The organism is Polyangium mundeleinium, assembly GCF_028369105.1.
Taxonomy (GTDB): Bacteria; Myxococcota_A; Polyangia; order Polyangiales; family Polyangiaceae; genus Polyangium; species Polyangium mundeleinium.
On sequence record NZ_JAQNDO010000001.1, the window covers coordinates 10,303,284 to 10,317,590 of the forward strand.

The 14,307-nt window shown below is 68.6% G+C and carries 13 protein-coding genes; 8 read left to right on the plus strand and 5 right to left on the minus strand.

The window, feature by feature from the left end:
* Positions 1-246 precede the first annotated feature (246 nt).
* Both POL67_RS40690 and POL67_RS40695 read left to right on the plus strand, forming a co-directional pair.
* A complete protein-coding gene (locus POL67_RS40690) occupies positions 247-2,154 on the plus strand; it encodes a DUF1592 domain-containing protein (protein WP_271926325.1) in 1,908 nt (635 codons plus the stop codon).
* Positions 2,151-3,473 (plus strand): DUF1552 domain-containing protein, encoded by a 1,323-nt coding sequence (locus tag POL67_RS40695; RefSeq protein ID WP_271926327.1) that lies wholly within the window; start codon positions 2,151-2,153, stop codon positions 3,471-3,473. Before POL67_RS40690 ends, POL67_RS40695 begins: the two co-directional genes overlap by 4 nt.
* A gap of 46 nt (positions 3,474-3,519) precedes the next feature.
* Here the strand turns inward: POL67_RS40695 and POL67_RS40700 are convergent, their stop codons facing one another.
* From POL67_RS40700 to POL67_RS40710, 3 genes are all read right to left on the minus strand, one after another.
* On the minus strand, positions 3,520-4,521 hold the full coding sequence (locus POL67_RS40700; RefSeq protein ID WP_271926328.1) for a dipeptidase: 1,002 nt from the start codon (positions 4,519-4,521) through the stop codon (positions 3,520-3,522).
* Positions 4,522-4,546: 25 nt separating this feature from the next.
* Positions 4,547-5,395 (minus strand): hypothetical protein, encoded by an 849-nt coding sequence (locus POL67_RS40705; RefSeq protein WP_271926330.1) that lies wholly within the window; start codon positions 5,393-5,395, stop codon positions 4,547-4,549.
* Between the two features lie 80 nt (positions 5,396-5,475).
* Positions 5,476-5,994, minus strand: a complete 519-nt coding sequence (locus POL67_RS40710; RefSeq protein WP_271926332.1) for a peptidylprolyl isomerase — start codon at positions 5,992-5,994, stop codon at positions 5,476-5,478.
* 103 nt (positions 5,995-6,097) lie between these two features.
* Here POL67_RS40710 and POL67_RS40715 point away from each other — a divergent pair, with 103 nt between their 5' ends.
* Complete coding sequence (locus tag POL67_RS40715; protein ID WP_271926334.1) at positions 6,098-7,240, plus strand: THUMP domain-containing class I SAM-dependent RNA methyltransferase; 1,143 nt, start codon at positions 6,098-6,100, stop codon at positions 7,238-7,240.
* Between the two features lie 13 nt (positions 7,241-7,253).
* Positions 7,254-8,036 carry a GNAT family N-acetyltransferase gene (locus POL67_RS40720; protein ID WP_271926337.1) on the plus strand — a complete coding sequence of 261 codons (783 nt, stop codon included), beginning with the start codon at positions 7,254-7,256 and terminating at the stop codon, positions 8,034-8,036.
* 21 nt (positions 8,037-8,057) lie between these two features.
* Here POL67_RS40720 and POL67_RS40725 read toward each other — a convergent pair whose 3' ends face one another.
* Positions 8,058-9,071: a zinc-dependent alcohol dehydrogenase family protein gene (locus tag POL67_RS40725; protein WP_271926338.1), complete on the minus strand. Its 1,014-nt coding sequence runs from the start codon at positions 9,069-9,071 to the stop codon at positions 8,058-8,060.
* Positions 9,072-9,428: 357 nt separating this feature from the next.
* Here POL67_RS40725 and POL67_RS40730 point away from each other — a divergent pair, with 357 nt between their 5' ends.
* The 3 genes from POL67_RS40730 (at position 9,429) to POL67_RS40740 (ending at position 12,381) form a co-directional block, all read left to right on the plus strand.
* The gene (locus POL67_RS40730; protein ID WP_271926340.1) at positions 9,429-10,025 is read left to right on the plus strand and encodes a hypothetical protein; all 597 of its coding nucleotides are present in this window, start codon (positions 9,429-9,431) and stop codon (positions 10,023-10,025) included.
* Positions 10,026-10,253: 228 nt separating this feature from the next.
* The gene (locus tag POL67_RS40735; RefSeq protein WP_271926341.1) at positions 10,254-10,817 is read left to right on the plus strand and encodes a hypothetical protein; all 564 of its coding nucleotides are present in this window, start codon (positions 10,254-10,256) and stop codon (positions 10,815-10,817) included.
* A gap of 103 nt (positions 10,818-10,920) precedes the next feature.
* Positions 10,921-12,381, plus strand: a complete 1,461-nt coding sequence (locus POL67_RS40740) for a vWA domain-containing protein (RefSeq protein WP_271926343.1) — start codon at positions 10,921-10,923, stop codon at positions 12,379-12,381.
* A 12-nt stretch (positions 12,382-12,393) separates the two neighbouring features.
* Here the strand turns inward: POL67_RS40740 and POL67_RS40745 are convergent, their stop codons facing one another.
* Positions 12,394-13,791: an aminopeptidase P family protein gene (locus POL67_RS40745; RefSeq protein WP_271926346.1), complete on the minus strand. Its 1,398-nt coding sequence runs from the start codon at positions 13,789-13,791 to the stop codon at positions 12,394-12,396.
* Between the two features lie 62 nt (positions 13,792-13,853).
* Here POL67_RS40745 and POL67_RS40750 point away from each other — a divergent pair, with 62 nt between their 5' ends.
* A complete protein-coding gene (locus POL67_RS40750; protein WP_271926348.1) occupies positions 13,854-14,294 on the plus strand; it encodes a hypothetical protein in 441 nt (146 codons plus the stop codon).
* Positions 14,295-14,307: the final 13 nt, after the last annotated feature.

Genomic DNA, 14,307 nt, shown 5'->3' on the forward strand with positions numbered 1-14,307 from the left:
TTCATGAATTCGAGGGCGATTTCGCCTTCCATCGCCCATTTCCTCCACGTGTCTCCCAGGGCATCGGTGTACTCTCGCCGACGGAGGAGGAAAACGATGCCTCGTTCGATAACTTCCCATCGTCCGCGCCCCAGACGGCGTGGAGGGTCCATTCCCCCGCTCGTCCTCGCCGCGGTGCTCGCTCCGGCCGCAATCGGATGCTCCGACGACGCCGCGGCGCCCGCGACGGACCCCGGGCGCGTCACCATGCACCGGCTCAACCGCGCCGAGTACAACAATACGGTCCGCGATCTGCTCGGCACCACGCGAACGCCCGCGGACGATTTCCCCGCCGACGATCGCGGCTACGGCTTCGACAACATTTCCGACGTCCTCTCGATCTCACCGCTCCAGGCCGAGCTTTATGCCCGCGCGGCCGAAGAACTCGCGCGCGAGGCGATGAACCTCCCGTCGTCCTCCACGACGCTCCGCGTAGAAGCGGAGACGCTCACCGGGCAGGTCGGTCAAGCCGGAGCGGACGACTGGAACCTGTGGAGCAGCGGCGAGCTGCCGGTCACGCACGAATTCCCCTCGACCGGAAAGTATCGGATCGCCGCGCGTGTATGGGGCAATCAGGCGGGCCCGGATCCCGTGAAGATGAACCTGCTCGTCGGCGGCACCATTGCCGGCAGCTTCGACGTCAGCGAGACGAGCGCGAATCCCGTGGTCGTCGAGGCCGAGGCCGACGCAAACGCGGGCACGCAGGTCGTCTCCGTCGAATTCACGAACGATTATTACGACGAGGCCGCGGGCGCCGACCGAAACCTCCACGTCGACTGGATCGAGATCGAGGGCCCGCTCGGGGTGGTCGGGGAAAACCCCATCCGCGAGCGGATCGTGGTCTGCGATCCGACGGGCGGCGCCACGTGCGTCCGGGAGATCCTGCAGAAATTCGCCGAACGCGCGTTCCGCCGGCCCGTCAAGGAGGCCGAACTGGATAGGCTCGCGGGCGTGGTCGCGCTCGCCGAGCAGCAGGGACAAACCGTCGACGTGGGCCTCGAAATCGCGCTCCGCGCCATCCTCACGTCCCCCCATTTCTTGTTCCGCCCGGAGCTCGATCCGAACCCGAACGCCGCCGCGCCGGCGCACCCGCTCAATGACTTCGAGCTCGCCTCGCGGCTCTCGTATTTCCTCTGGAGCAGCATGCCCGACGAGGCGCTCTTCACGGCCGCGCGGGAGGGCAAATTGCAGGATCCGGCCGAGATCGAGGCGCAGGTCGAGCGCATGCTCGCCGATCCGAAGGCCCAGGCGCTCGTCGACAACTTCGCCGGGCAATGGCTCTTCACCCGGGCCCTCGACGATCATCAGCCCGATTATTACGCCTTCCCGACCTGGGACGCGACGCTGCGCGAGTCGATGCGGCAGGAGACGCGCCTCTTCTTCCAGGAGTTCCTGAAGAACGATCTCCCGATCCCCGGGATGCTCACGGCCGATTTCACGTACATCGACGAGCGCCTCGCGACGCATTACGGCATGCCGTCCCCCGGGCCGGACGGGTTCGTCAAGGTCACGATCGAGGATCCGAATCGGAAAGGCCTGCTCGCGCAGGGCTCGATCCTCACGGTCACGTCCTACCCGACGCGCACGTCGCCCGTGAAGCGCGGCAAATGGGTGATGACGCAGATGCTCTGCACCGAGCCCGACGCGCCGCCGCCGGGGGTCGAGGGGCTCGTCACCGAGGAAGTGCCCACGGGCTCGATCCGGCAGCGACTCGAAATTCACCGCGCGAACCCGATCTGCGCCGGCTGCCACGAGGAAATGGACAACCTCGGCTTCGGCTTCGAGAACTTCAACGGCATCGGCTCGTTCCGCACCGAGGACCTCGGCTTCCCCGTCGATTCGAGCGGCGTCTTGCCCGGCGGCAAGACGTTTAGCGGCCTCACGGAGCTCAGCGGCATCCTCGCGGAGGATCCGCGCTTCTTGCATTGCGTCTCCGAGAAGATGCTCACGTACGCGCTCGGGCGCGGCCACGAGCCGGCCGACGCGGACGACCTCGAGCACATGACGAAGGGGCTCAATGACCGCGGGAAGAGGTTCGTCGATTTGATCAAGCTCGTCGCGACGAGCGAGCCGTTCCGGTTGCGGCGCGGAGAGACGCCGGGAGGTGCAAAGTGAAACGTTTCAAGCTGTCGCGACGCGCGTTCCTCGGCGGAGCGGGCGCGCTCCTCGCCCTTCCGGCGCTCGAGATGTTCTCCCCGAAGAACGCGAAGGCCGAGCCGAACGACCTCAAGCGCATCCTCGCGTTTTACGTGCCGAACGGCATCCACATGCCGGCCTGGACGCCGACGACCGAGGGGGAGCAATATACACTGCCCACGATCCTCGAACCGCTCGCCCCGGTCCGGGACAAACTGCTCGTCCTCTCGGGCCTGGCGAACACGCCCGCGCGGCCCGACGGGCCCGGCGACCACGCCGCGGGCACGGCGGGCTTTTTGACGTGCCGCCACGTCATCAAAACCGAGGGCGCGAACATCAAGAACGGCATCTCCATGGACCAGGTCGCCGCGGCGCACCTCGGCCAGTTCACGCGGATCCCCTCGCTCCAGCTCGGCATCGACGGCGGATCGAGCGCGGGCGATTGCGACTCGGGGTATAGCTGCGCCTACGCGCGGAACATCTCCTGGGCCTCGGAGACGCAGCCCTTGCCGAAGGCGGTGAACCCGCAGGTCGTATGGGACATCCTCTTTGGCGGCTTCGACCCCAAGGCCACGGCCGAGGAGCAGGAGCGGCAGAAGATCTACCGCACGAGCGTCCTCGATTACGTGCTCGAAGAGGCGAACGCGCTGAACGGCAAGCTCGGCACCACGGATCGGCGCAAGCTCGACGAGTACATGACGGGTGTCAGCGAGCTCGAAAAGAAGATCCAGAAGACGGGCAGCGGCCCGCAATGCACGCCGATGAACCGCCCGCCCGGCGACCTGCCCTACCCCGAGCACGTCCTGATGATGCTCGACCTCATCGCGCTCGCGGTGCAATGCGACGCGACGCGGGTCGTGAGCTTCATGCTGGGCAACGCGGGCAGCGGCCGGAGTTATCCGTTCCTCCTCGTGAACGAGGGCCATCACGAGATCTCGCACCACCAGAACCTCGACACGAACTACGAGAAGCTCACGACCATCGACCGGTGGGAGGTCGAGCAATTCGCCTACCTGCTCGGCAAGCTCCAGGCGATCGACGAGGGCAATGGCGTGAGCGCGCTCGATACCTCGGCCGTGTTCTTCTCCAGCGAGATCGAGGACGGCAACGCCCACAGGCATACGAACCTGCCGGTCCTCGTCGGCGGCAGCCTCGGCGGGACGTTCAAGCCTGGAAGGCACGTGGTGGTTCCGGACGAGACGCCGCTCGCGAACCTGTTCATTTCGATGCTACAGGGCGCGGGCGTCCCGACGACGACGTTCGGCGACAACGGCACGGGCCCCCTGGCGAATCTCTGAATCGATCGCGCGGGCGGCGATCCCGTCGTCGCCCGCGTTTCCCTCGTCAGGGAACTTCCGCCAGCACCCGCATCGCATTTCCCCGCAGGATCTTTCCGATCGTCTCGGGCCGGATCCCCGCTTCGAGCAGCGCGTCCGTGAGCAGCGGCAATCGCGCGGCGTCGCAAAGATCACGAGTCGGCACGATGAAGCCGTCCCAATCCGATCCGAGCGCGGGCGTGTCCTCGCCGCAAACGTCGATGATGTGCTTCATGTGCTTCACGACGGGCGCGAGCCCGTCCCCGCCGAGGAACTGCGGGCAAAAGATGACGCCCACGACGCCGCCCTTGTCCGCAATGGCGCGGAGCTGGTCGTCGTCCACGTTGCGCCAGTGCTCGAACGCACCCACGACGCCGGTGTGGCTGACGATCGGCGGGCGCTTGGCCATCGCGCAAGCTTCGAGGAACCCCATCCGATTGATGTGCGCGAGGTCCACGACGACGCCGAGCGCCTCGCACGCGGCGACGACCTCACGGCCGAACGGCGTGAGCCCCGCGTCGTCCTTGCGCCCGCGCCCATACGCCGGATAACAGAGCTCGTTCCGGCTGAAATGGCAAAGGCCGAGGTAACGCACGCCGCGCCGCGCGAAATGCGCGAGTTTGTCGAGCGAACCTTCGAGCGCGTGCCCGCCCTCGATGCCGAGCAGCGCGCCCACCTGCCCGCGCGCCCGCGCCGCCTCGATCTCGTCCGCCGTGCGCACCTTGGCGAGGCGATGCGGCGCGCGTGAGATCTGCGATTCGAGCGCGTCGATCTGCTCGTCGATGACCCGCGCGAGCCCGTGCCGCTGCCCGATCGGCAAGGAGACGAGGCCAAAAAATTGCGCTCCCATCCCGCCCTCTTTCATGCGCGGGACGTCGACGTGCCCGCCGAGCGCGGCGCGCGGGAGCGGCGGATCGTGGCGGGCGTGCAGGTCGTAGCCCACCCAGCGCGACCACATCAGGCTGTCGGCGTGCAAATCGATCGCGGGGTAGAGGTCGTGGAGCGCGCGCGCTTCGGGGGAGCCGTGCATGGCGCGCCGAGGATAGCAGAAAACCCTAGCGACGAGACCAACCGCCGAGCGCGAATCCAGGACGCGACTGCAAGAACTTCACGACGGCGACGGGCGGGGTCGACCAGGGCGCGAATCGCTCGGGCGTCCATTCGCTCGGCAGGATGACACTCCGCGTGTACCCGCTCCAGAGGCCGTCGCTGCACGCATAACAATCGGCGCGGGCGAACTGCGCGTCGACGCGGAGCCCGCCGCGCTCGCCATACACGGGCAGGATCTGCACGAGATCGGGCAGATCATCGTGCTGCCGCGCCTCTTCCGGATCCATGTCGCCCTCGTCGAGCATCCGCTCGGCGCGCCGCGCGAGCGCCTCCCGGTTCGGCAGGCCGTGCAGGAGATCGATCTCCTTGCCCGCCTCCGCGTCCCACAGCTTGAACGTCGCCGAGGTGTTCCCGTGCGCGCCGCACGCATACACGTACACGTCCTCGTGCACGAAGAGGTACGACCCGACGCTGCCGAGGAGCTCGACGTGATGCGAGAGCTCGCCCACGCCATCGCCCTCGTCGCCGGGATCCACGATCACCTGTCGCGCCTGATCCTCGCGCGGCGCGAGCCAGGCATGCGTCACGGTCCCCGGCTCGAGGTTTTTCGGGGACACGCCGTCCTCGCAGCCGCCGAGCTTCACCTCCGCCTCGCGCTCGCGCCAGACGAGCTCGCCGCGGCTCGTCGCAATCACGATGCCCGGCTCCTCGCCGAGCAAACGGCCGTCGCCCGCCACGCGATACGTCGTCGGCCGCCCGTCGCCCGTCTTGCCCCAGATCAGGACCTCCCCCTCGGCCTCGGCCTCGGGAGGCGCAGCGCGCGGCCCCGCGGCGAGATCGACGGCAGGCGACACGGCCGGGCGAGATCCGCCACAACCGGGGGCAAGGACGATCGACGCCGCGAGGAGGGCGAACGGACGCGCCGACACGTGCATCAGGCGCCTTCGACGACGACGCGGTTCATGCGGACGGGGTTGAGGGGCCGATCGTTGCGATCGGTCTGGGTCTTCTCGATCTGGTGCACGACGTCCATGCCCTCGATGACGCGGCCGAAGACGGGGTGCTTCGATTCACCGGGCGTGAACCAGTCGAGGTAATGGTTGTGCACGGTGTTGATGAAGAACTGGCACGATCCGCTGTTGCGCTCGCCGGTGTTCGCCATGGAGAGCGTGCCGGGCTCGTTCGAGATCTTCGCGTCAGCCGGATGCTCGTCCTTGATCGTCCCGTCGGGCCCGTCGCCCGTGCCCGCGCGCGGGCTCTTCGGGTCGCGGCTGTGCGGACAGCCAAACTGGAGCATGAACTTGTTGATGACCCGATGGAAATGCAGGCCGTCGTAAAAGCCGCTCTTCGCGAGCTTGATGAAGTTATTGGCCGTGATCGGCATCTTGTCGACGAAGAGCTCGACCTTGATGTTGCCGAGAGAGGTCTCGAGGAGTGCAGTCGGGTTTGCCATGAGCGCGGAGCGTAGGCCCTCGGGGGCGAGTTCGGCAAGGGGCTCGGGAACAAACAACCCCTTGCGCGAAGGGCTGCAGAAGCGTACGCCCCGGACCGACGAGATGCGAACCGAGCGGAAGAACCGGGGCGAGGTGATGCGTTTCTTCGCGACGGCCGCGAAGGGCACGGAAGGCGCGCTGCGCGACGAGCTGCGTGAGGCGCGCTTCCGCGAGGTGCGCGCGGATCGAGGCGGCGTGCACTTCGAGGGCCCGATCGACGAGGGCATGCGCGCGTGCCTGGAGCTGCGCATCGCGGTGCGCGTGCTCGCGCTGCTCGCCGAGTTCGAGGCGGAGACGGGAGAGGCGCTCTACGAGGGCGTTTCGCGCGTGGATTTCAGCCCGTACGTCGATCCGAAGCGCACGCTCGCGGTGCGCGCGGCGTGCAAGGACAGCCGCCTCACGCACACGCAGTTCATCGCGCAGAAGACGAAGGACGCGATCGTCGATCAGGAGCGCAAGCAGCTCGGGGCGCGATCGAGCGTGGACCTCGACGACCCGGATCTCGGGGTGTTCGTGCACGTGGTGCGGGATCGGGCGAGCCTGTACGTGGACCTCGCGGGGGAATCGCTGCACCGGCGCGGCTACCGCAAGCGCATCGAGGAGGCGCCGCTCAAGGAGACGCTGGCGGCGGCGATCCTGCGTCTTTCCGGCTGGGACCGGCAAAGCCCGCTCGTGGACCCGATGTGTGGCTCGGGGACGATCCCGATCGAAGCGTCGCTCTGGGCGCGCGACGTGGCGCCGGGGCTCTTGCGGCCGCAGCACGGCTTCGAGCGGTGGCCGAGCCACGACGAGACACGAAAGCGGCGCATCGCGGAGATGCGCGAGGCCGCGCGGGCGCGGGTGAAGAGCGAAGGGCCGTTCATCGCGGGGAGCGACGTGTCGCCGCAGGCGATCGAGACGGCGAAGCAAAACGCAAAAGCCGCGGGCGTGCGGCTGCATTTCTCGCGCGCGGATGTGCGGGACGTGGAGCCTTTGGAGCCGGTGGGATTCGTTGTGACGAACCCGCCGTACGGGGAGCGGTTGTCCGGGGGAGAGGAGCTCTACCGAGGGATGGCGGAGGCGCTTCGGCGGTTGTCGGGGCATACGGTGGTGCTGCTCGCGGGGACGCCGGAGATTTCGCGGGCGATGCGGATAAGGCCGGACAAGGAGATCACGGTTTGGAATGGCCCGATCGAATGCCGGTTGTTTTCGTATTCGATACGGTGATAAAGAAACGGCCATGAGAACCGCCGAGGAAATCGCCCGCCTCGAAGAAGCCCGCCAGGTGCAAGGCTTCGCCTCCATCGCGCCCGAATCCATCCGCGTCGCCGGCGGGATCGCCTGCTTCGCGGGGCCCGGATCCTGGTGCAACGTCGTCGTCGGAATCGGGCTCGAAGGGCCCGTCACGGCCGAGGACTTCGATCGAATCGAGGCGTTTTACGAGGGCCGCGGCGTGCCGATCCGGATGGAGCTCTCGCCCTACGTGGATGCGGGGCTGCTCGCGATGCTCGCCGCGCGGCGGTTCGTGCTGACGCGGTTCGAGAACCTGCTCGCGCGGGATCTCACCGTGGACGAGGATTCCCTCGCCGGCGCGGCATTGCCCGAGGGGATCGTGGTGCGCAAGGTCGCGCCGGGCGAGGAGGATCGGTTCGTCGAGGTGTCCAGCAGCGGGTTTCGGCCCGAGGGCGAGCCCTTGTCGGAGGCCGATCGGCAAGTGAGCCTGGCCATGGTGAAGGAGCCGCGCTCGATCGGCGTGATCGCCTGGGCCGGGGACGAGGCCGTGGGCGCGGGGGGCGCGGAGGTGCGGGGCGAGGTCGCCGCGTTGTTCGGGACGAGTGTCCTGCCGGCGTGGCGGCGGCGCGGCATTCAGCAGGCGCTCATTCGCGCGCGGCTTGCCGAAGCGCGGGCGCGCGGGGCGACCGTGGCGACGATCGGATCGATGCCCGGCGAGCCCACCGAGCGCAACGTGCAGCGGGTGGGCTTCCGGGTCGTTTGCACGCGCGTGCACCTCGAACGGGCGTGAGACACGCGCCCGCGAGGCGCCTCAGAATCGCAGCACGATCTTCCCGAAATGCCCGCCGCTCTCCATGTAGGTGAGCGCCTCGCGCGCCTCGCCGAAGGAGAACGTCTTCTCGTCGATCACCGGCCGGAGCCCGCCCGCCTCGATCGCTCGGTTCATCGCCTCGAACATCGCCCGCGAGCCGACCATGATGCCCTGGAGCCGGAGGTGCTTCATCAGGATCGGCAGCACGCTCATCTCCTGCGCTCCGCCTGCGAGCACGCCGATCACGCTCACCGTGCCCGCGATGCGCGTGGCGCGCATCGAACGCGCGAGCGTGCCCGCGCCACCGACCTCGACCACGTGGTCGACGCCCGCGCCGCCCGTGAGCTCGAGGGCCTTCTTGTCCCAGTCCGGCGTGGTTTTGTAGTTGATCGTCGCCCATGCGCCGAGCGACTTCGCGCGTTCGAGCTTCGCGTCGCTGCTCGACGTCACGATCACGCGCGCGCCGGCGAGGCGGGCGAATTGCAGCGCGAAGACCGACACGCCGCCCGTGCCCTGCACGAGCACCGTATCGCCCGGAGAAACCCTTCCGCTACAAAAGAGCGCATTGTACGCCGTCACGGCCGCGCAGGGGAGCGTCGCCGCTTCCTCGTCGGAGAGGTGGGCCGGCACCTTCACGAGCCCGGATTCGCCGGTCACGAAGAGCTCGGAGAGCACGCCGGGCAAGGGCCCGCCGAGCGTCGTCTTGAGCTTCTCGGCGTCGAGCTCGCCGTCTTGCCACGCTTGCATGAAGATGGGGCAGACGCGATCGCCTTTTTTCAGGTGCGTCACGGAGGGGCCCACCTCGATCACCTCGCCGACGCCGTCCGAGAACGGCACGAGCGGGAGGGGCTGGCGGGGGTTGTATTGGCCCCTGATCATCATGAGGTCGCGATAGTTGAGCGACGCGGCGCGCATCCGAATCACGACCTGGCCGTGCCCCGGGGTGGGATCGGGCAGCGTGACCTCGGCGAGGGAGCCGAGCCCGAACGAGCCCTGAATGACGATTGCCTTCACGAAAACCTCCTCGACCTGCGCACGTCCCACGACCTCTGGGCGGCGTCAACCCCTCGGATCGAAAAAGACCGATCGCTCGACCGGCGGAGGGTCGATCGGACATTCTGTGGCATCTCATTGATGCAACGCTTCCAGCGCATGGGACATATTGCGTCCGCGAACGCTCCGCAGAGGCCGTCTTGGATGCGGAAGCGGCACACTCGATCCCGGACATCTCATGTTCACGTGGGACATTCTTCGTCGCATCTACCCCATCGAGGGGGCAGCATTCGAATCACGTTCGTGATAAATGTGGAATCGTGATGTCGGCCTCGGGGGGGTCGACATTCCGAGACGGAGCCGCACGGGAGGATCCCCATGGAGAAGGTCTCGCTGACGTACTTCGTCGACTTCGTGCTGAGATCCGGGACACCCAAGCTGACCGGCGTCCGCGAATACAAGGAACGCAAGGACGAGCTGAGCACGGACTTTTATCGCCCGATCCGGGAAGGCATCGTGGCCATGCACCGGCGCGGCGAGTGCGAATCCGTCCTCGACACGGTCATCGCCGCGCAGACCGACGAGAAGCGACGACGTATCTATCCCCACGTCGTCGCCGGATACCGGAAGTTTCTGGCCTCGGGCGACAAGCGATGGTTCGAGCCCCCGCACGGCGCAATGAAGCTCGGCGATCTGGAGATCAACCTGAACCCCGAGGTCGGCTTCGTGATCGACAAGAAGCCCCACCTCGTCAAGCTCTATTTCCGCCAGGAGCCGCTCGCCGCGAAGCGCAGCGCCGTGGCCCTCGCGCTGCTCACGAGCGGGCTCTCGCGCTTCTATCCGAATCACGTGATCACGATGCTCGACGTGCCGCGCGCGAAGCTCCACACCGCGAAGGACGTGCCGAATCCGCGCCTCGACGTGCTCCTGCGCGGCGAAGCAGCCGCGTTCTCGACGATGTACGAAGCCCTGTAACGCGAAAGGGCGGCCCGCAAGGGGTGGTCGCTCCACTTTCCTGGGCGCGTCGATTTCCACGCTGGATCGTGTTGACTTGGACGCATCGGCCCCGGTGTGGTGGTCCGCACGGACATTTTTCGTCAGAGGAAATGTGCCATGGCCCGTCGGCGCGGGGGGATCCGTGGTATGGAAGCGTGTGCCGGTACCCATACGGCAGCTTTGTCTTGAGGATGTGGCGGAGGGATCATGAATAGAATCTCGCTGACGGGATTCGTCGACTTCGTGCTCGAAGCTGGTGCAGGCGGCGACGGGGATCCGCTGAAGGAGCGCAAGGGAGATTCGGCCCCCGATTATTATCATCCACTTCGCGACGCGATCGTGGCGATGCATCGCGAGGATCTGCTCCCCGTGACGCTCGACGCGGTGGCCGCGCGCGAGCCGAGCGAGAAGAAGCGCCGCGTGTTCGCGCGCGTCATCGAGGGCTACCGGCGCTTCCTCGCCACGGGGACCATGAAATGGTTCGATCCGCCCCGGACCAGCTATCGCATGGGCGCCCACAACGTCGACGTGGCCCCGGAGCTCGGGCTCGCGATCGACGAGACGCCCCACGTGATCAAGATGTACTTCCGCGGCGAGCCGCTCACGCCACGCCGCACGAGCGTGATGCTGAGCCTGCTCGCAGGCCGCCTCGGCCGCATCTGCCCGGGGCACGTCTTCGCGGTGCTCGACGTCCGCCACGGCAAGCTGCACGCCGTGAGCACGCCGGAAGAGCGCTTCGGCATCCTGCGCGCCTCGAACGAAGGTCGCTGACGCGGGGGCGGCCGCCCGGCCGGCCGATGGATCTTTGCGGGCCGTGGTACGTCTGTAGAGGTCCCGCGCGCGCCTCTCCCCAGCGCCGGGTCGAGGTCCCCCGATGAAGGTCCAAAGCGTCGCCCTCCTGAGCGCCCTCGGCATGCTGGTGTCGGGTTCGTCCGTGTACCTCCTCGCCCCCGCCACCTCGGGCGCCACGACGCTCGGCGCGGCCCCGGAGGCGCGGGTGGGCGACGTGGCGCCAGAGACGGCGGCCCAGGACGTCGCCGCGACCTTCAGCACGGGCACGACGCTGCGGATGGAGGGCCGGCTCGGGCACGGGCGGCTCGAAAAAGGCGGGACGCGGACGACGTACGTGATGGTCGAGGTCCACGCCGACGGGGCCGAGGACGGCAGGCGCGTCGCCGAGAACCACCTGGCGATCGTGATCGATCGCTCCGGCTCGATGAAAGGCGACCGGCTCCCGCGGGCGCTCGCGGCGGCGAACGCGGCCGTCGATCGCCTCGAAGACGGCGATCGGGTCAGCGTGATCTCCTTCGACACGCGCCCCACGACCGACGTCTCCATGACCACCGTGAACACCTCGACCCGCCAGGTGATCCGGTCCGCGATCCAGAACATCTCCCTCGGCGGCGACACGTGCATCTCGTGCGGGATCCAGGCCGGCGTCGACGAACTCCGCCGGAGCGAAGGCACGGCCGATCGGATGATCGTGCTCAGCGACGGCGACGCGACGGCCGGCGTGCGCGACGTCCCGGGCTTCGAGTCCATCGCCCGGTCGGCCCGAGACGCCGGGATCGGCGTGAGCACGATCGGCGTGGGCACGTCCTACAACCAGAAGATCATGGGCGCGATCGCGCTGCACTCGGGCGGGCGCCACCATTTCATCGAAGACGCCGCCTCGCTCGAACGTGTCTTCCTCGCCGAGGCCGACAAGCTGCGCAACACGGTCGCCGTCTCGGCCGCCGTGACCGTCGATCTCGCCGAAGGCGTCACGCTGGCGCGCGTCTTCGATCGCTCGTTCAGCCGCAACGGGCAACGCCTCACGGTCCCGCTCGGCAACTTCTCCGCGAGCGACACGAAGACGTTGCTGCTCGAACTTCGGGTCCCCGCCGACGCGGAAGGGATCACGCCCGTGGCCGACGTGCGCCTCCGGTTCGACGATCGGAAGACAGGCGGGGAAGGCTCGTGCAACGGCAAGCTCGACGTGCGCATCGGCGCGGACGGGGAGGCGGGATCGGAGCTCGATCCGATCATCGCGACGCGCATCGAGCGGACGCGAACGGCCGACACGCTCGACGCCGTGAACGAGCTCCTGGAGCAAGGCCGCACCGAGGAGGCGGAGGCCAAGCTCGCGGCGCAGGAGAAGACGCTGCGCGAGGTGACCGAACGGGCGAGGGCCGCGGGGGGCGGGACCAAAGGCGAGGTGCTCGCCCAGGATCTGGAGGAGCAGACGAGCACGATCTCCGGCGCGAAGAAGGACGTGGCCGCGAAGCCGAAAGGGATCGACAAGGCCCGCGCGCAGCGGAAGTACGTGGAAGCGGCGAATCCGTACCGGGAGTGAGGCGGTTTCCGGTCAGCCGCGCATCGCGGCTTCGACCTCGGACGCGTCCTTCGGGACGAGCGCGGTGAGCACCTCGGGATCGCCGCTCGTGCAGAGCACATCGTCCTCGATGCGGATGCCGCGCACGTCGGCGTAGCGCGCGAGCACGTCGCGGCGGAGATCGTCGCCGACCGCGCCGACGTACCGCGCGTCGCCGAGGATCGCGGGGACCTGGTAAAACCCGGGCTCGATGGTCACGGCCATGCCGGGCGCGAGGTCCCGATCGAGCCGGAGATAGCAGTCGCCGAACGCCTTCGAGCGCACGCGGCCCGGCGCGTAGCCAGCGCGATCGCCGAGGTCTTCCATGTCGTGCACGTCGAGCCCGAGCAGGTGCCCGATGCCGTGCGGGAAGAAGATCGCCGCCGCGCCGCGCTCGAGCAGGCCGCTCGGATCGCCGCGGAAGATCCCGAGGTGGCAGAGGCCTTCGACGACGACGCGCTTCGCCGTCTCGTGCACCTCGCGGTACCGGACGCCGGGACGAACCTTGGCCACGGCGGCGCGCTGGGCGGCGAGCACGACGTCGTAGATCGCGCGCTGCGTGGGGGAAAACGTGCCCGAGACGGGCCAGGTCCGCGTGATGTCGCCGGCGAACCCCTCGGGCGTCTCGCCACCCACGTCGGCGAGCAAGAGGTCGCCCGCGGCGAGCGCGCCGTGGTGGTGCTCGTTGTGCAGCACCTCCCCGTGGACCGTGACGATCGGGCCGTAGGCGTCCTCGAAGCCCTCGCGCCGCAACGAGCCGATCATCACGCCTGCGACCTCCGCCTCCGTGCCCCCCGGCCGCGTCGCGCGCATGCCCGCGAGGTGCGCCCGCGCGCTCGCCTGGCCCGCGGCGCGGAGCTGCGTGATCGCGGCCTCGTCGTGGCGCAGGCGCAGCTCGATCATCGCCTCGGCGAGCGCTTCATCCGGGCTGCCCGCTTCGAGTTTGTCCCCGCCCGAGGCCGTGATCACGCGGCCGAGCCGGGCCGAGAGCCACGCGGCGCTCCGCGCGTCCTCGGTCGGCAGCGTCGCCACGGGCGCGCCGAGATCCCGCAGGGCCGCATCCAGGTCGGCGAGCGCGCGGACCTCGTCCACGGCGAGCGCCCTGCGCAGCTCCTCGAACGACGGCCGTGGCCCGTGCCAGAGCGCGTCGCCTTCGGCTTCCGGCTCCGCGAACAGGATCTGCCGGTCCCGCGTCACGAGCAGGGCCGCGCCCGCGATGTGCTCGCCGACGAGGTACAGGAAGTGGCTCTTGGCGCGGAACGGGTACGTGTTCGCGCGGTACTGGCGCGCGGGGGGCAGGCCGGCCGCGAGCAGCGCCGGGTTCGGCGAGCGCTCGGCGAGGGCGCGACGGCGGGCGACGAAGACGGAGGACGGGGTGCGCGGGGAGAGCATGGATCCGAGTATAGCCTCGCCTTGAAGCGGCTAGGGAAAACGGCTAGACACGCGCCGCCCACATGAAAATCCTGGCTTCCCTGACGCTCACGCTTATCGCTTCGGCCCTCGCCCTCGGCTGTGCCTCGACGCAGCCCCCGACGGACGGCGCGGCCACCACCACGGCCCCCACCGCCACGATCCCCACGGAGCCGGCGCCCACGGCCGAGCCCGCCCAGACGGACAAGCCGACGGGCGCGGAGGCGCCCCCGCCCGAGGAAAAACCCGCGGGCCGGCTCGCGTTCCAGGCGTGCTCGGAGGAGTCGCGCAAGGCGGCGGGGTGTACCAAGGAGCTGCAGCCCGTCTGCGGCGAGATGGACAACGGCATTCGCTGCATCAAGGCGCCTTGCCCCTCCACCACGCCGCGCACCTTCTCGAACGCGTGCATGGCGTGCGTCGAGCCGAAGGTGAAGGGCTACTGGCCCATGTCCTGCGAGGACATGAACAAGCCCACGGCGCCGTGAACCAAGGCAGAAG